The sequence below is a fragment of the Psychrobacter sp. NPDC064578 genome (assembly GCF_044901245.1).
Taxonomy (GTDB): domain Bacteria; phylum Pseudomonadota; class Gammaproteobacteria; order Pseudomonadales; family Moraxellaceae; genus Psychrobacter; species Psychrobacter cibarius_C.
On sequence record NZ_JBJDPI010000011.1, the window covers coordinates 13,589 to 31,685 of the forward strand.

16 protein-coding genes are annotated in these 18,097 nt (G+C 41.9%); 10 read left to right on the plus strand and 6 right to left on the minus strand.

Features of this window, described 5'->3' with window-relative positions; translation table 11 throughout:
- The first annotated feature begins 67 nt into the window (after positions 1 to 67).
- The 3 genes from ACI2JM_RS12430 to ACI2JM_RS12440 all read left to right on the plus strand — a co-directional run bounded on the left by ACI2JM_RS12430 (position 68) and on the right by ACI2JM_RS12440 (position 3,108).
- The gene (locus tag ACI2JM_RS12430) at positions 68 to 1,228 is read left to right on the plus strand and encodes a hypothetical protein (RefSeq protein WP_404644570.1); all 1,161 of its coding nucleotides are present in this window, start codon (positions 68 to 70) and stop codon (positions 1,226 to 1,228) included.
- A 251-nt stretch (positions 1,229 to 1,479) separates the two neighbouring features.
- Positions 1,480 to 2,028, plus strand: coding sequence for a hypothetical protein (locus ACI2JM_RS12435; protein WP_404644572.1), 549 nt, complete (start codon positions 1,480 to 1,482; stop codon positions 2,026 to 2,028).
- 294 nt (positions 2,029 to 2,322) lie between these two features.
- Entirely contained in the window at positions 2,323 to 3,108 is a 786-nt protein-coding gene (locus ACI2JM_RS12440) for an SDR family NAD(P)-dependent oxidoreductase (protein ID WP_404644574.1), read from the plus strand.
- Between the two features lie 65 nt (positions 3,109 to 3,173).
- Here ACI2JM_RS12440 and ACI2JM_RS12445 read toward each other — a convergent pair whose 3' ends face one another.
- On the minus strand, positions 3,174 to 4,478 hold the full coding sequence (locus tag ACI2JM_RS12445; protein ID WP_404644576.1) for a right-handed parallel beta-helix repeat-containing protein: 1,305 nt from the start codon (positions 4,476 to 4,478) through the stop codon (positions 3,174 to 3,176).
- Between the two features lie 178 nt (positions 4,479 to 4,656).
- Between ACI2JM_RS12445 and ACI2JM_RS12450 the strand changes: the two genes are divergently transcribed.
- Positions 4,657 to 4,989, plus strand: a complete 333-nt coding sequence (locus ACI2JM_RS12450) for a hypothetical protein (protein WP_404644578.1) — start codon at positions 4,657 to 4,659, stop codon at positions 4,987 to 4,989.
- 118 nt (positions 4,990 to 5,107) lie between these two features.
- Here the strand turns inward: ACI2JM_RS12450 and ACI2JM_RS12455 are convergent, their stop codons facing one another.
- Together ACI2JM_RS12455 and hemH are read right to left on the minus strand one after the other, a co-directional pair.
- Complete coding sequence (locus ACI2JM_RS12455) at positions 5,108 to 5,923, minus strand: BPSS1780 family membrane protein (protein ID WP_404644580.1); 816 nt, start codon at positions 5,921 to 5,923, stop codon at positions 5,108 to 5,110.
- A 192-nt stretch (positions 5,924 to 6,115) separates the two neighbouring features.
- Positions 6,116 to 7,135 carry a ferrochelatase gene (hemH, locus tag ACI2JM_RS12460; RefSeq protein WP_404644582.1) on the minus strand — a complete coding sequence of 340 codons (1,020 nt, stop codon included), beginning with the start codon at positions 7,133 to 7,135 and terminating at the stop codon, positions 6,116 to 6,118.
- Between the two features lie 488 nt (positions 7,136 to 7,623).
- Here hemH and ACI2JM_RS12465 point away from each other — a divergent pair, with 488 nt between their 5' ends.
- From ACI2JM_RS12465 to ACI2JM_RS12485, 5 genes are all read left to right on the plus strand, one after another.
- Positions 7,624 to 9,045 (plus strand): homoserine O-acetyltransferase, encoded by a 1,422-nt coding sequence (locus ACI2JM_RS12465; protein ID WP_404644654.1) that lies wholly within the window; start codon positions 7,624 to 7,626, stop codon positions 9,043 to 9,045.
- Complete coding sequence (metW, locus tag ACI2JM_RS12470; protein ID WP_045443684.1) at positions 9,042 to 9,659, plus strand: methionine biosynthesis protein MetW; 618 nt, start codon at positions 9,042 to 9,044, stop codon at positions 9,657 to 9,659. The genes ACI2JM_RS12465 and metW overlap by 4 nt, the downstream gene beginning before the upstream one ends.
- A gap of 560 nt (positions 9,660 to 10,219) precedes the next feature.
- Positions 10,220 to 10,801, plus strand: coding sequence for a tetratricopeptide repeat protein (locus tag ACI2JM_RS12475; RefSeq protein WP_045443681.1), 582 nt, complete (start codon positions 10,220 to 10,222; stop codon positions 10,799 to 10,801).
- Between the two features lie 328 nt (positions 10,802 to 11,129).
- The gene (locus tag ACI2JM_RS12480) at positions 11,130 to 11,630 is read left to right on the plus strand and encodes a DUF2569 domain-containing protein (RefSeq protein ID WP_404644584.1); all 501 of its coding nucleotides are present in this window, start codon (positions 11,130 to 11,132) and stop codon (positions 11,628 to 11,630) included.
- Between the two features lie 264 nt (positions 11,631 to 11,894).
- Positions 11,895 to 12,980: a rhodanese-related sulfurtransferase gene (locus ACI2JM_RS12485; RefSeq protein ID WP_404644586.1), complete on the plus strand. Its 1,086-nt coding sequence runs from the start codon at positions 11,895 to 11,897 to the stop codon at positions 12,978 to 12,980.
- 108 nt (positions 12,981 to 13,088) lie between these two features.
- Here the strand turns inward: ACI2JM_RS12485 and uraH are convergent, their stop codons facing one another.
- A complete protein-coding gene (gene uraH, locus ACI2JM_RS12490) occupies positions 13,089 to 13,520 on the minus strand; it encodes a hydroxyisourate hydrolase (protein ID WP_201539760.1) in 432 nt (143 codons plus the stop codon).
- A 408-nt stretch (positions 13,521 to 13,928) separates the two neighbouring features.
- Positions 13,929 to 15,155 (minus strand): phosphoglycerate dehydrogenase, encoded by a 1,227-nt coding sequence (serA, locus tag ACI2JM_RS12495; RefSeq protein WP_404644588.1) that lies wholly within the window; start codon positions 15,153 to 15,155, stop codon positions 13,929 to 13,931.
- A 553-nt stretch (positions 15,156 to 15,708) separates the two neighbouring features.
- Here serA and ACI2JM_RS12500 point away from each other — a divergent pair.
- Positions 15,709 to 17,079 (plus strand): FAD-binding oxidoreductase, encoded by a 1,371-nt coding sequence (locus ACI2JM_RS12500; RefSeq protein WP_404644656.1) that lies wholly within the window; start codon positions 15,709 to 15,711, stop codon positions 17,077 to 17,079.
- Positions 17,080 to 17,178: 99 nt separating this feature from the next.
- Here the strand turns inward: ACI2JM_RS12500 and ACI2JM_RS12505 are convergent, their stop codons facing one another.
- A complete protein-coding gene (locus tag ACI2JM_RS12505; protein ID WP_404644590.1) occupies positions 17,179 to 17,808 on the minus strand; it encodes a BLUF domain-containing protein in 630 nt (209 codons plus the stop codon).
- Between the last annotated feature and the right edge of the window lie 289 nt (positions 17,809 to 18,097).

Consider the following 18,097-nt stretch of genomic DNA (forward strand, 5'->3'; position numbering starts at 1 on the left):
CTTAACGACCTATGGCATAATACTTTTGTTTGTCCTTTTTAGCTACCCAAAGTAATTGAAGCTCTCCATGATTAAACCAGCAAATCTCAACACCATTACCCTTTACACACTTGCCAGCTTAAGTTTATGCACGCAAGCATGGGCGGATACTACGCCCACCACAGAGCCGAAAGTCGAACCGCTAAAATCTGACACGGCTTCGTTATCTCATGACGCTAACTCTAATCGAGATGAAAACCTCAATCAATTTGGCTATCTACCTCAATCTACCGAAACATCTGCCGAGCAGTCCGCTTCATCAGTACAAGGAGCACAAAATTGGACGGACGAACGCCGTGAAGAGGTCCAAGAGCAACTGCATGAATGGGCACACAAAATGGACGGTTGGTTCGGCGAACCGGATCCCAAAAAACCCGCCAAAGCCAGTTTACGAGTTGTACTAGATACCCGCTGGGTCAACGATCCACAATCAGGCAGTGACGTGAGCGTTGAACCTAGAATTCGCGGCCGCTTACGATTGCCAGTGTTAGAAAAAAGATTGAGCCTGATTATCGGTGATGAGGATTTGGATGAAGATACTTTCTTAAAACAGAATGTGACGGGCGATACCTACCAAGCAAATACCAGTAACCAAGATGGACTCGTCAACAGGAGAAAAACGCGAGAAGACAATGGTTCTATCGCCCTTCGTTGGTCACGTTTTAGTCATGAGGTTGAGCAGCAGTTAGGGGTCAAAACAGATATCGATGTCGGGGTTCGCTCGCTCGATGACTTATACGTAAAAATGAGCGTCGATAAAGACTGGTATGACAACAAAAAATGGACTGTCACTAGTGATAGTTACTATCGTTATGGACTCGATAGTGAGCACTATGCAAAAGGCGGGCTAAATCTGCAATATGGCACAAATGCTGAGCGGTTCATCAATAATCGCACCGCCATCCGTTATCGCAATCAAGACAATGAAGAAAGCACAGACTGGAGCAACGATCTCAGACAAGTACACTACTTGGGCAATGAAAAACAGCTGGCTTATGGTGTCTCTACTGGCGGTTACTTTGACGATGATAAATCAACATTAAACAGCTATGGCCCTGCTATAAGCTACCGCCAACCCGTTTGGCGAGAGTGGCTTTATGTACAAACAGAGCTAAATTATTATAATGATAAAACAGCAAATAAGGACCACTATCCGTCGGCATTATTGCGGATGGAAGCGTTATTTTAACCCTGCTATCTATTGAATTGGTTGTATCATCATAGGTATAAATAGCCGATAGCAATGTGCACAACAAAGAGCATTTGTTTGCTTGAATTAACAATAACATATGACTCATTAGTTATATTAAATAACGTTATAGCGCTGACATTGGCGTTATAATAGCGGTCTATTACGTTACCTGTAATTAAATAAATTTCGGTCTAAAGTGAGCCTTTGTGCTCACTTTTTTTATTTTAAAAAATCAGAAGGTTTTTATTTTGAGTTCAGATGGCATCATCGAAATCCCTGGCATTATTATTTTATTCGCCTGTCTGCTACGTTGCGTGCAGTATTTACTACAGAGCTCTGCCCCAAATACTTTTAAACAGATTCGAGCTTTTTGGTTGGCAGCGGTGCTAGTATTCTTTGCTGTGATACGCCGTGAGTTAAATTATCTACCAGACTTATTGGTTCCCACTGACTTTATGTTGTTCAGCCATTCTTATGACTGGTGGGAAGACCTTGTCCTGACCATCGTTTATGTGCTGATCGTTGGTTTATTGGCTTATTCATGGCGTTATCTTTGGGCAATATTAAAAAAGGTACCCGTTTCTTTGTATTTTAGCGTCGCCGCCTTGGCATTATTAGAATATATGGGCGAAAACGCCATTATGATTCCCGAAGCTTTTGGCGTCATTACAGAAGAGCTGTCAGAGACTGCTATTTATGGCATTGCCTTGATTTATTTGTGGCGCTTAAACTTAAACGAGTACGACTGTCAAGTAGAAGAGACGAGCGAGCTGCATTGTCAAACGGCTTCACACTAACGCAGAGTGTTTCTGCTAACAGTGATAACTACTCGTTATATTAATTACCATGTGCTCTATATCAATAGTTATACTCTCTAGCAAAATACATTTAGACGAATTTGTTATACTACAGTCGGTTAAATTTAAAAATAGTACAAAGCAACCGAGTGTAGATGTATATTTAATACTTCAAGCGAGGCTAACGCAGTAATATTATTATAGTGGAATGACTATAATAATAAGTCCGAGGGATAAGCATCCTAATATACGACCTCGATTTACTCATGATTAATAACGATTAAGTCACTTATTATGAATATATTGATTACAGGCGCATCACGTGGTATCGGCTTGGCCACCGCCAAAAAGTTGGCGGAAAAAGGCCACAATATTGGTTTATTTGCGACCAATACTGCGACACTTGAAAGCGCCATTAAAGACAAATCTTTTAAAAAAGCCGTCAAACAACAGCGTATTATCACAGGTCAGCTGGATGTCACCCAGCCTGACTCGTGGGACAATGCGATCAATCAAATGATTGAACATTTCGGTGGTATTGATGCACTCATTAATAATGCTGGAGTGCTGGTTAGTGGCGCATTACCAACGACCAATCTAGATGAGCAATTGGCTTTAATTGACGTCAACTGTAAAGGCGTTTTGATTGGCTGTCATAAACTGGCGCCTTATCTGGCTGATAGCAAAGACGGCAAAATTATCAATGTGTCCTCTGCTTCTGCTATCTATGGTCAACCCGAAGTTGCGACTTATGCGGCCAGTAAGTTTTTTGTGCGAGGTCTCACAGAAGGCCTCAATATTGAGTACGAAAAATTGGGTATCAAGGTGATCGATGTGATGCCGCTGTGGGTCAAATCTGACATGACTGCCGATATCGAAGTGACCAGTATGGATCGCTTGGGCGTCCATCTAACGGTCAACGATGTCGCCAAAACATTGTGTAAACTGACGACCAGTCCCAATCGTAAACTCAAAAGTACGCATTACTCTGTGGGCATGCCAGCAAAACTCTTTCAAGCAGTCTCGCAAGTCACGCCAGATTTTGTAATCCGTTGGATCAACACTAGAGTTGGTGCTTAATAGCAACATCACCTATTCTTTATACTGTTATTGACCGGTAACGCTTATTTAATATAAAGCCACACTTACGGCTGCTCAATATGAGTAGCCGTTTTGCTTGCCGCTCGAACCGTTATCGCTTGCTCAACAGTTTTACCAGTAAAAATATTGTTTTTAATAACGGTATTTTTTATTGCCCCTGCCGTGCTTTCTTCGCGAATCTCAGAACCAACGCTAATCGGCAGATTCACATCAGCAGCGAATTGATTACCAGCTATTAGCGTGCCGTCATCCTCTACGATAATGCCCTGCTCGACTTGCTCAAATCGATTATCGATAATTTGATTGTCCTTAGCACTGTCTAAATGATAGCTGGCAAATGGCGTTTGCTTCAGCAAATAAGCACCGCATTCAAAACCTTTGAGATTGCGCGACTGTCTTGACGCTACCCAAACCCCGACTGGCTCGTCGTTAAAAGTATTGCCACGAATCATATTGTCACGGCTCGACTCGGTACGCTTAAAATGATTGCCCCGCGTACTGTCATCGGCATGCTCAAAGCAATTGCGATACAGCAAAATACTGCCTGCCCCATTATGGATAAATTGATTGTTTTCGATACGGTTATTGCTCGACGAATCCACGGCAATTGCCTCACGATTGGGCTTAAAGGTACGGAAACCATTACCGACAAACACCGAATTTCGAATCACATTATCGCGGCTACCAAATTCCAGATATAGCCCCACAGTGCCTGCATTTTGAATACGGACTTTATCAAAGCTCACGCCATGCACATGATCACCGACAAACATGCCACTATTGATACTGTTTTGACTACTCACATTAATCACACGAATATCGCTTGGTGCAAGCGCACGATTGGCAGCAGGGTCTATCAAGCCGCGCGCATAACGCTGATTGGGCTGGCTATATTGGCGAATATGTAGCGCATGACCATAGCCATCCACATGACAGTTGGCAACGGTAATATCTTCGATAGCGCTATCTGTTTTGGGCTTAATTATAATGGCGCTGGCCGTTGATGCATCATCAGCGCGAGTACTGAGTAGTGTGCCTTGACAATCAAGTGAACTATGCGAATCATTCAACTCAAAGCGTATCGACTTGGCTGTCAAATCACAGCTTGCACTGAGTACGCTGTGACCTTTTACCTTAACTATTTGCTTCGGCGTCAATTGTGCGCAGTCTATGATTGTCGTGGCTTTTGGCAGTTTGGCATCGATAATTAACGGCTGTTTTAAATCAGACTTATCCAAGCTGCTATGGGCGCTGCTACCAGAAAAAGGTACACCTTCACAAGCCGTCAAACCTATTGTGGCACTGATTAAGGACATTGTGACGAACAACCTACTACTTGATACCATCATATATTTCCTATTTTTATGTCTATCTCGTACTTGTCTTACATTTTTTGAACATCCTGTGACACCTTACTACTATTAGCAAGCGTCATAACACGTCACAATGTTTTTAATAAAATCACAATGCTTTTAATAAATAAATCAGTCACATCCATTAATAATAACTATCAATAATGAAACCATGATGGACAATTCAAAAAGCCCATTACCAGAAGCAATGGATCACATTGAAGGTGATACGGACGTCAATAATAACAGCCAAGAAATTGATTTGGCTGACCCTATGTTGCATACCATTGATAATGATGATGTCATTGACAATAGCGCAGGATTTGACAACTCGCAAGCCGGCAGTGATGCGATTCAAGGGCTGACACCCATGCATCATCAAAATATAGACGAATCGCGAATCGATGAAGTATTAGTGGACGATAATTTGGATGACAGCGATTATCCAGATATTGTCGATATCGCTGATAGAGACGCGGCGGAACGTAGTAATGATGACGATTTTTAACCACGCTCTTTCATGATAAAAAAGCTCTCTCATAACAAAAAAGCACGCCCGTTATATCGAGCGTGCTTTTTTATTGTGCTTACCGTACTTCTGATATCAGGGTCTGTTGAGCAACCAACTATAGCGCTGACAATGGCTGATCTGTCCAAACATCTCGGTAACTGGTGTAGTAGGTAATCATACCTATTGGAAGCAGTGCTAACATACCTAGCCCTAGTGTAAAAACTACCATCAATATCATTATTATAGGAGCAATTAACCAAAAAACGAAAAATGGTAAGATATTTTTTAAACACCCTTTAAAACTCATTTTCATTGCCTGAACAGGCTCAATGTTGTGAAGCACAATTAAAGTAGGTGCAAACCAGATAGCCATAAGTACAGGAAATAGTAGTACAAAAACCAATAAAACACCCAATACCATACCTGCAATCGCAACGTCACTTGACTCTTGAGCTAAAGACAAAGCCATACCACCGAATATAATCAGCATAGGTATCATTGCAACAATAACAGCCACTAAATACAATACAAATAAAATAACTAATGGCTTGAGATGCGTATAAAAGGCTGAAAAAAGATGGTCAAACCTCAGCTCGTTACCTACAGCTTGATCGGCACAACCTTTTATTATTCCACCAACAAACACAAAGGAAAGAAAAGGGAAGATGAAATTTACCACGGGTACGCTACTACCAATCATAGCAATGATTAAATAAACAACACCAATAGCTAACCATAATAAAAATTGATCTTTAAATATTGCAAATGCTTTGGTAATCCAACTTATACCCCACCCTGCTTGGCACATTCGAGGTTCTACCAATAACTGCGGTAATAGGCCGCCATACTCGTCAGTGGGCGGTAATTTCGGTGGTTGACCGTTAGGTTTTTGTAGAGACACAGAAGGTTGTGAATAATTAGAGCTGGACATGTTTATCCTCAAAAATAAAGTTAAGCAAACGTAAATTGGCAATGACACAAAAATTTATTTGGCATAGTTTTACATATCAGTCACCAAAAATCCCAACTTTATTCTATTTTAATCAAATTCATTAAAATCATTTAGTCAAAAAAATACCGAACATCATGTCCGGTATTTTTTATGATTTACAAATACAGTCAATTAAGCCCAACCATCTAGCGTTCCCGCCCAGCCTTTGACCAATGGCGCACTGAGCGCTTCGAGCAAATCAATGTGCGCCTCATCCAAGTTCAATGCGGGAATATAGTGATATTCTTGTCCACCCGCGTGAAGAAAGTTTTCACGATTTTCGATGGCCAGCTCTTCTAGCGTTTCCAGACAATCAGCAGAAAAAGCCGGACTAATGACTTGTACCGAGCGCATACCTGACTTGCCCCAATCTTCTAGTACCACATCGGTATAGGGCTTGACCCATTCTTGCTTGCCAAAGCGTGATTGAAAACTGATAATCCATTCGTCATCCTTTAGACCAAGCGCGTGAGCCACTTGTGCAGCGGTACATTTACAACGCTTAGGATACGGATCACCTTTATCAGCATAAGGCTGCGGGATACCGTGGAAGCTAAACATCAGCTTGTCAGGCTTGCCATGCTCTGCTTGAAAGCGGCGAATCGAATCAGCCAATGCTTGAATGTACAGCGGATGCGCAAAGTAATCTTTGACAATAGTATAGTTCGGCAAATTGCGCTGCTTGAGCGTCCACTTTGTCAACGCATCATAAACAGCACCACCAGAGGAAGCGGAATACTGTGGAAATAATGGCAAGATAACAAAGTGATCAACGCCTTCACCGCGCAAGGTATCCATCACATCAGGCAAACCAGGATTGCCATAGCTCATCGCCGGATGGACCGAAACCCGAAATGGTGCGGCACTATTTGCAAGCCGTGGTTCCAATAGCTCCACTTGGCTCTTTAGTATCTTACGAATCGGTGAGTCGCCTTCCCAAATACTGGCATAGGCTTTTGCCACACGTTTAGGGCGGCTTGGCAATACAAATAAATTGAGAATAATCGCCCACAAGAATTTAGGAATCTCGATGACACGGGGATCAGACAAAAACTGTTTTAAGTAACGACGTACGGCAGGCGCTGTTGGCTCATCTGGCGTACCTAGGTTCACTAATAGGACGGCAATACGGGGAGGCAGTTCAGGTTTCATAGCAGCACTATTTTATTATTAGGTTAATTAAAGAAGAATATGCGATAAAAGATTATTAAGTCATGATTGATTGAATGCTTTATTAGTGTAGCATTTTATCCATTAATAACGCATGGTAAAAGCACCCTTATACAATTTGATACTTAGTTGCTATTTATTGACAGTCATCAATCATTGATTCACCCTAACCCTTCTCTACCTACCATCCATCGACCCTAAGAACCATGCTTAAAAGACTATGCTCAAAAGACTCGCTCGACGGTTGTACTCCTACGCGCATCACCATACAATAGGCAAGCACATTGTAAGAAAAACATTTAGAAAACAGTGTCGGCAAAGCAGTATTGGCAACACTGCCTATCGACAGTTTGCCCTTTTTATTTTATTGATGATTGTTGTCTTGCGAGGTAGCTTTGAACGCACGCCCTAATAATACCAGTGACCAGTCCCCGACAGATACGCTTCATTCGGCGAGCCTAGTTAATCCCGTGGATTCAGTCGGTTCAGTCGGCATTATCACGCCTCAGATTTTTCATTTTGCTGAGCCGTTGACGTTAGAATGTAATCGTACTTTGCCATCGTTTGATTTAATCATCGAAACTTATGGCACGCTAAATAGCGACAGATCAAACGCGGTACTTATTTGCCATGCCCTATCTGGCAGTCATCACGCAGCCGGTTTTCATAGCGATGATGATAAAAAGGCTGGCTGGTGGGACAATATGATTGGCCCTAATAAAGCGATCGACACCAATCGGTTTTATGTCGTATGTGTCAACAATATCGGCAGCTGTTTCGGCTCTACCGGTCCAACGACCATTAATCCTGACAGTATCGATTCAGACCAGAATAATGTAAACAAAAACAGTTTAGACAAAGACAGTTTAAACAAAAACAATCCAGCCAGTGAACCGCAAGTTTATGGCCCTGACTTTCCGCTCGTCACTATTAAGGACTGGGTAAAAACCCAAGCGATGCTGTCAGATCGTCTTGGTATTGATGTTTGGCATGCCATTGTTGGTGGTTCCATGGGTGGTATGCAGGCGCTGCAATGGTCAGTTGATTATCCAAATCGGTTAAAACGTTGCGTGGTCATTGCCAGCACGCCAAAGCTCTCAGCACAGAATATCGCCTTTAACGAAGTGGCGCGGCAGTCCATTTTATCCGACCCTGATTTTAAAGACGGACGCTATTTACAAGCAGGTACTTATCCTCGTCGCGGGCTAATATTGGCTCGGATGGTTGGACATATCACCTACTTAACCGATGACGCGATGAAGGCGAAATTTGGTCGTGATTTAAAGTCTGGCAAATTTATGTATGGCTACGATGTTGAGTTCCAAGTGGAGAGCTATTTACGCTACCAAGGTGAGCGCTTTAGCGAAAATTTCGATGCCAATACTTATTTGCTCATGACAAAAGCTTTGGATTATTTTGATCCAACACGTGATTATCCATCAGCCATGGCAACAGAATCAGCAGCACAGCTTAAGGGCTCAATCGCCACATCAGTGGAATCTAGTAAAACAAGTATGCAGCATGCGTTAGAAGATACGGTGGCAACAATAGATGAGAGTGAAGAGAATCGTCAGCAAGAGCTGTCTGCGCTCAAAGCCGCCTTTGCCCATACGCAATGCCAATACCTAGTGGTCTCATTTACCACGGATTGGCGCTTTGCGCCGGAGCGCTCACAAGAGATTGTCGATGCGCTGATGGCGACTGGCAAACCAGTTAGCTACATCAATGTCGATGCGCCGCATGGTCATGATTCTTTCTTATTTGATATTCCCCGTTATATGGGTGCCGTCCGAGGATTTTTGACTGCGCCATTTATCACCGACAGCAAATCAAAACAGCCAGCACAAAGCACAAATCAAAGCAGCCAGCAAAAATCAGGAGCACGCTCATGAGAATGGATCATCAATTGGCTGAGCGCTGGATTGCGCCGCACTCACATGTACTGGACTTGGGCTGCGGCAATGGTGAGCTACTCGCGCATTTACAACAAAATCGCGGCGTCACAGGCTACGGACTTGAGATTGACGAAGAAAAAATCAATGATGGTATCGCTAAAGGCTTATCTATCATCGAGCAAGACCTGAATGATGGTCTGGCACGTTTCGCTGATAACAGTTTCGACACCGTCGTCATGGCACGGGCGCTGCAAGCGGTGAAATCGCCTGATGTGCTCTTACTTGATATGCTACGTGTTGCACGCGAAGCCGTCATCACCTTCCCCAATTTTGCCCATTGGCAAAACCGCATTCATTTAGGACTTAAAGGGATGATGCCTGTCTCAGAGGCATTGCCTTATGAGTGGTATAACACCCCAAATATTCATCTGTGTACGTTTAAAGATTTTGAGCAGCTTTGTGCACAGCATGATATTCATATCGTCAACCGCTTTGCCGTCAGCGATTCTGAAAAAGGTCATACGCCACTTATGAAAGCATTGATACGCCAAGCACCCAACCTATTAGCAGACGTCGCTATCTATCGTGTCACTAAACAAAAACCTGAATAATAGGTTTGTCTACTTGGGCCGTGTCTTCATTTTAAAAATGCTGATAAAGATGAGATAAATTGCTGTCAAACAAGGAAAGTAGCGCGAATAATATCGAGATATTGCTAAGCTATTTGACGATGTTTGGCAAAATTTAACCATTTTTGCCCATTTAGAAGATAATCGATTGAATTGAAGACACGCCCTAGCATTGGTTGAAAGCGGTAGCACGGCTCATAAATACAAATTTTAACTTTAATAACTTATTAATTTATTCTTACGCTTAAGTAACTCTATGATTTTATTGAGGACAATGAGGTATGAATAAGCATTAAATCATGTAATTAGTATTTGAGTTTCGTAAGTTTGGGTGTTAAGCTAGCAAAATAGTGTCAATCGCACCCTGATTCTGACCGTTTATCGGTTCGATTAAAGGAATTTGCCACACTACATCGATTAATTATATTGCTAATGATTAGGTAAGTTGGTATCGCAAGATTTCACCTAATTGTTATCGCCGTCTAAACCCTTTTAGCGGTGCAACTTTTTTTGCTTATTAACTGCCTAATTTTGGAGCTGCTATGAAATTATTAAAAGCTGCGTTGTTTACTGCCTTATTTTCTTGTGCAGGTCTAGCAAACGCTGAGTTAATATCAAACGTGCCACTTGATACGTCACGTTTTGAGCTAATGCCAGTCAGTGAGCTGTCTAACCGCGCTGCCCAAGGTAACGATCACGCTCAGTTTTATTTAGCCAAGCGCTTACAGAAAGGCGAAGGCATTGCAAAGAATACCCAGCAAGCTATTCAGTGGTATACCAAAGCGGCTCAGCAAGGCGTTGCCCCTGCTCAGTTGAATCTTGCCATCATGTACTTGCGCGGTGAAGGTGTGCAGCCTAATTTGCAACAAGCGAAAGTTTGGTTAGAAAAAGCGGCAATGCGCGGCGATAACCGTGCCAGCTATACGCTTGCATTGCTCGATGAAAAGCAAAAAAATCTCGTCGATGCTTATAAATGGTACGATTTGGCTGCCCGTGATGGTATGCTTGATGAAAAAGTACGTAATAAAGCACGCGGTAAAATCGGTCAGTTGGCATTGAACTTATCAAGCTCAGATATCGCTAGCGCCCGCAGCAAAGCGGATACTTGGTTCCAGAGTAAGTAAACCAGTTAATAAAATTTGAGACAATAAAGACCCAGCGTAACTGCTGGGTTTTTTATTATCTATAATATCAGCTTAGGTTGACTTATCATGAGACAACGTTTACTAGGGCGTGTCCTCATTTTAAAAATGGCGATAAACATGAGATAAATTGCCGTTAAACAAGGAAGGTAGCGCACATAATATCGAGATATTAAGAAGCTATTTGACGATGTTTGGCAAAGTTTAGCCATTTTTAGCCATTTTTAGCCTATTTAGAAAGTAATCGATTGAATTGAGGACACGCCCTAGTTACAGCTTAATTTTAAATCAATGACTAAAGGAGAATTTGGTGGCAGAACACTTAAAAGGGATAGGCGAAGAATCGTTAGAAGGGATAGGCGGTTGGCTGTGGTTGGTCGCTCTTGGAATAGTAGCTTCACCTTTACGAATCATCTTTCTGATTTTTCCACTTTATTCTGAAATATTCAAAGATGGTTCTTGGGAGATATTGACCTCATCAGGAACCGAAGCGTATCATCCTATGTGGGCGCCAATCATATTAGCAGAAATGACTATTAATGGTGCATTAGTGCTCACATGGATATTTGTTGGATTCTTATTCTTCTTGAAGAAGGCTGTCTTTCCAAAGTTCTATATCGGCATTCTACTGTTTACTCTCGTATTCATCATTATCGATGCGATGGCGGTTAAAATTATTTTCCCTAATGATCCTATTTTCGATCCTGATACGACTAAAGAGCTGGTTCGAACGCTTGTCGCTTGTCTTATATGGATACCCTACATTCTTATTTCGAAGCGAGTACAAGCTACTTTTGTGAAAGAACTGTGATGACTACAATTACCTATTTTTTGTTTTAACTGTAGAGATTTCAATCCATGAGAGGTTTTTCGTACACTATATCTTCATATTGCGAACATTATGGGTATGAGTTATGTTCAAAAACTCTGCAAAATTTGCTACACTACGCCCGCATTAGTCAATTCCACAATTGCGCTAGTGTTATAGCATTACCAATTAATTTCAACCGTTAATTTTAAGAAGCACCTTAAACCCAATGCACTAGGTTTGCGACCTAGCCAGCAGGAGAAAAATATGAGTACCATTCAAGACCACAATACAGATAGCAATATTCAAAACAGCACTGTCGCCGACAACAAATCAGCCCCTGCCTACGATAGCGTCACCAATAACATCGTCGTTGCCGCTCTATATAAGTTCACGCGTTTTGCTGATTTTGAGCAATACCGCGAGCCAATTTTAAATAATATGCTCGATAATGATGTCAAAGGCACATTACTGATTGCCAATGAAGGCATTAATGGTACGATTTCTGGCACACGCCAAGGTATCGATAACGTCCTTGAGTATCTGCGCAGTATCGAAGCGATTGGCAGCTTTACCTTTAAAGAATCTTATACCGATGCTCAGCCTTTTTATCGTACCAAAGTGAAGCTCAAAAAAGAAATCGTTACCATGGGCGTTGAAAATATCGACCCATTGCAATCAGTTGGACGCTATGTAAAACCAAGCGAATGGAATGCGTTAATCTCAGACCCTGACGTCATTCTTATCGACACCCGTAATGATTATGAAGTTAAAATCGGCACGTTCCAAAATGCCGTCAATCCAAATACCGAAACGTTCCGCGAGTTCCCAGAATACGTCGCAAAAGAGATGGATCCAGCCAAACATAAAAAAGTCGCGATGTTCTGTACCGGTGGTATACGCTGTGAGAAGTCTACTGCTTATATGCGTGAGCAAGGCTTTGAAGAGGTGTATCATTTAGAAGGCGGCATCTTAAAATATCTAGAAGAAATTCCAGCCAGCGACTCTATGTGGCAAGGCGATTGCTTCGTTTTTGATAACCGCGTGTCGGTCAATCATAACTTGGAAAAAGGCAACTATGAGCAATGCTTCGCCTGCCGTATGCCCATTACTGTCGATGATATGCAAAGCCTTGCTTATATCAAAGGCGAGTCTTGCCCACACTGCATTGATAAAGCGACCGACGAGCAAAAATCCCGTTTTCGTGAGCGCGAGCATCAAATGCAGCTGGCAAAGAAACGTGGCGAAGCGCATATTGGTAGCGATGTGATTGATGTGATTGAGAAACGCAAAGCCGCTAAAATTGAAGCACGTCGCCAAGCAGAGGAAGCCAATAAAGCTAACGCTGAATAAATTTAAGATGGATAAAAGCAAAAAGGACGCCCCAATCAAATATTTGATTGGGGCGTCCTTTTTGCTTTATTAGTACTGACTTATAACTTGCTTAGTACGTAATATGGCTTAGCTACCGCGGTAAGTGCTATAGCCGTATGGAGACAAAGTGATTGGCACATGGTAATGGTTATCGCCTTCGATATTGAAATTGACTTCAACATACGGATAGAAAGACTCTAGACCTTGATTTCGGAAATAAGGAGTCGTCTCAAAAATCAACTTATAAGTACCGTCATGCTCAACGCCGTCTTGATTCGGTAAGAAGTTGCCGATACGACCATTGTTATCAGTCTTTTGCGCATTAAGCAATTTCCAGCTACCAGTTTTCTCTTGCATCATCAGTTTTACATTGACGTTTGGTGCTGGTTTGCCCGTGCTAATATCTAAAATATGACTAGATAATTGATATTTATCTTGATCACCAGCAGCATGGCTAGCCGTTGCAGTCATAGCTAATACGCTACCAAATGCAGCTGCCTTGAGTAAGTTGTTTTTCATGAATCATCCTATTCAGTCAATTGTATGTGTTAAATGAATTACCTTCTTCAGCAAGCTATTTACCATTTTTAAGTATGCTTGTCCGCAGAACATAACCGTGATTTACCTCGAAAACATAATTAATCATGTTGTTCATTAGAAATATATTCATCATTATAGGCTTAATGTACTGGTGTAGTTTAGATTGTTAATAAGACCCTATAATTAAGATAATGTTAACTTATATAAAAATGAGTATAGTGAATGTAAAACTTACATTCGCTATAATTTGTGTTACTCATAAATAGAAAGCATCAATGCCATGATTGAACGTCGCAATTGCTTGATTTAAGACAAAAAAATAGCAGACTATCTGAATGATGGTCTGCTATTTCTATGCTAAAAATTATTCCTACATGCAAATATTATTTAAAACAAAATACGCACGCGAATCGTCTCTTCTACGTCTTTTAACTGATCTAGCGCGGCAGTTGAATCATTGTAATCAACATCCATGACCAAATAACCGACATCGCCTTCTGTCATTAGGCTCTGTGCTAGGATGTTAATTCCTGCTTCTGCAAACAGACGGTTGATCTGAGACAGCACACCTGGCACGTTTCTATGGATATGTAATAGACGATGCGAGTTTTCTTTGAATGGAATAGAAACTTCTGGGAAGTTCACGGCTGTCGCTGTGTCACCTTGATCAGAGTATCTAACAAACTTATCAGCAACTTCAAATCCGATATTAGCTTGTGCTTCTTGGGTTGAGCCACCAATGTGCGGCGTCAAGATGACGTTATCAAATTTACGCAGTGGTGATTCAAACTCTTCATCAGCTGATTTTGGCTCTTTCGGGAATACGTCGATCGCTGCGCCCAAGATTTTACCAGATTCAAGCACAGCGGCTAAATCATCAATCTCTACGCAAGTACCACGAGCGGCATTGATGAAGTAGCTGCCGTCTTTCATATGCGCGAACTGCTCAGCTTTCATCATGTAGCGGGTGCTTGGTACATCAGGTACATGCAAAGTCACGATGTCAGCCGTTGATAGTAGCTCTTCTAAGCTACCTACTTGTACCGCATTACCTAGTGGCAATTTGGTCACAGCATCATGATAAATGACTTTCATACCAAAGCTTTCTGCTAAGACAGACAGTTGCGAACCGATAGAGCCATAACCGACGATACCGATTGTCTTGCCACGTACTTCATGTGAGTTGGTCGCAGACTTGCCCCAACCACCGCGATGTACCGTGGCGTTCTTTTCAGGAATGCCGCGATATAGCATGATGGCTTCGGCCAATACCAATTCAGCCACCGAGCGGGTGTTTGAGTATGGCGCGTTAAAGACGGGAATACCCAAATCACGAGCGGCGTCTAAGTCTACTTGGTTGGTACCGATACAAAAGCAGCCAATACCGATGAGCTTGTGCGCGTGCTCAAGTACTTCACGTGTCAATTGCGTACGCGAACGGATACCGATAAAGTGAGCGTCTTTAATCTTTTCGATCAGCTCATCTTGATCTAATGCGTGACTGATATTCTCGATGTTATGATAACCAGCTCCTTCCAATACTTTTAAAGCATTGTCATGTAGACCTTCAAGCAATAAAAACCGGATTTTGTCTTTTTGTAGTGATAACGCCATATGAGAACTGTCCTATAATTGTCTTGTAAAATTATCTGAGGGATAATCTGTAGTCGAAGCCGTTTAAAGTAGGTACAAAGTAACCAAGCGCAAACCATACACTGAGTACATTAAATGAGGTTAACGTCGTAACCACTTACCAATGCTTTAACTATAGGGTGGGTGAAACGAAAACAGTCTGGATATCTTACACAAAATTGGGCGGCGATGTTAGCAGATTAGATGAATTATTGGTTATCAAGCCTGAAAACTTTTTATGCTATAGTAAATCACGCTGTTCGACGTTTATTAAACTATTTTTTGCCATTTACCGCCATATAAGCACGCAGCATGACATCTTTCTATCATTGCTTTACTGGCTCACTTATAATCATATAAATACGTACTATATAAACATACCTATGTGGCTATGTTTATATCCATTTAGCGATATAATAATCCCCTTTAGGCATAGCGCTTACGTTTATACCGAGATTTGACCATGACTTCTTTATCTAGCCAAAGTACCTCTGCAACCCATACAGCTGCTGTTCAAACTATTTTGAGCACTTTGATGGATGTTAATCAGTTTGACGCCAGCCAAATCAAAACCGACCCTGAGAGTTTAGAACATTGGGGCAAAGATTGGACCAAGCATTTTGCCCCTGCTGCTGCTGCCATCGTCTTTCCGAAGACTACTGAGCAAGTACAAGCGATTGTACTGCTTGCCAATGAGCACAACGTCGTCCTGACACCTAGTGGCGGTCGTACCGGTTTGTCAGCTGGTGCTGTCGCTGCTAATGGTGAGATTGTCATCAGTATGGATAAGATGAATCGTATCGGGCAGTTCTATCCGGCCGATCGAATAGTTGAAGTCGAAGCTGGTGTCATCACGCAGCAGTTGCAGCAATTCGCTGAATCAAAAGACTTATACTACCCTGTTGATTTTGCTTCAGCAGGTTCAAGTCAAATCGGTGGCAACATCGGTACCAATGCGGGCGGTATCAAAGTCATTCGCTATGGCATGACCCGTCAATGGATTATGGGTCTAACCGTTGTCACGGGTAAAGGCGATATTTTGCATCTTAACCGCGGCATGGTCAAAAATGCGACGGGCTATGACTTACGTCAATTATTCATCGGTAGTGAAGGCACACTTGGTCTCGTCACCCATGCGCAAATCAAGCTGGAGCGTCAGCCCCAAGACTTAAACGTCATGGTACTAGGTATGGACAGCTTTAACGATGTCATGAATGTGCTCTCTGCCTTTCAAGCCAAGATTGACTTGACTGCGTTTGAATTCTTTGATGATGTGGCGATTGATAAATTGATGGCACATGGCCAAGTACAAGAACCTTTTGAGTCACGCACCAAGTTTTACACGCTACTAGAGTTTGAAGCACCATACGAGCCTATCATGGATAAGGCCATGGCCATATTTGAGCATTGCATGGAGCAAGGCTGGGTCATCGATGGTGTCATGAGCCAGAGCTTGGCACAGGCTGAAGAGCTGTGGAAGCTGCGTGAATACATTTCTGAGACCATCTCAGTATTTACCCCTTATAAGAACGATGTATCTGTACTGATAAGCTATGTCCCTGAGTTTATCACCGAGATTGATCACATCGTCAGCAGCAACTACCCTGACTTTGAGGTTTGCTGGTTCGGGCATATCGGTGATGGTAACTTGCATCTTAATATTCTAAAGCCTGAAAATATGAGCAAAGATGATTTCTTTGCTGAATGTCAGGTTGTTAATAAGTATGTGTTTGAAACCGTGCAAAAGTATGGCGGTTCGGTTTCTGCCGAACATGGCGTCGGTATGACTAAAAAGCCTTATTTACAATATAGCCGCAGCGAGATTGAGATTGAGTACTTACGAGAGGTAAAAAAAGTCTTTGATCCGAATAATATTATGAACCGTGGCAAGATTTTTGATATGTAAGTGCTTATTCAATGATTAAGCTCATAATTAAAATGGCATAAAAAATGACGCTAAACATCGATATTTAGCGTCATTTTTTTGTCTTATAAAAGCGATTATTTATAAAAATAACAATACTAGCGCTATCACTAATAACACACTTAAAAAACCTTGAACGATTAAAAATGCTTGATGCGGGGCGGCGATATGACGAAACATATTGCCCAGTGCATTATAGGTAATACCAGCCGCTTTGATATGTGGCGGCGTATCAAAGGTTTTGATGATTTGTAAAAAATTCTCGGTACGATCAGGCGACCAATTATGCGGCGCAAATGGCAAATATGGCGATAACTGTGCGGCTTGCTTTTTGCTCGCTGGTGACCATAACCAACGCTCTAAAAATAATAAGCGCATACGCCAATCCGCAAAACGGCGATGTTCTATCGTCTGCAACAGCAATATTTCAGTATTCTTATGACGATTATCCGCAAATATGCGTTGCTTTAAGGCAAATACGTGCGCTTTCTCACCCTCGATGCATTGCAAAAAATGACCACTACCATAACATAGAGTACCTGTAATGCCATGCTGTTGATTATAGTTACGCGCATGGCATTCTACTTCATCAAATATAGAGGCACTTAAACGTGAGACAAGCGTCAAACTACTGACATACACCAATTGAACCAGCGCTGAGTCTTCTATCTCATCCCAGCTACTGACTCTATTGTTGTGACTTGAGGGCATAATAAAAAAATCCTAAAAAACCGATTAAATACGGCTAAACAAAACAAACACAACGACGCCCCAATGAAAAAAGACAGCGACTCACAAAAACGTAGCAAATAGTTACCACGTTAAACTGTCATTACTTGAGTAGCTTGTTATGATAACCAGCAAAACAAATAGACCAAAACCAAATAGATCAAAACCAAGCATTCTAAGATATGCTATTTAAAAATAATGTTAAGCTAACAAAATATCTGTACCGACACCCTCAGGTTAGAGACTGTACCAAACACTTGGCTTGTATTAA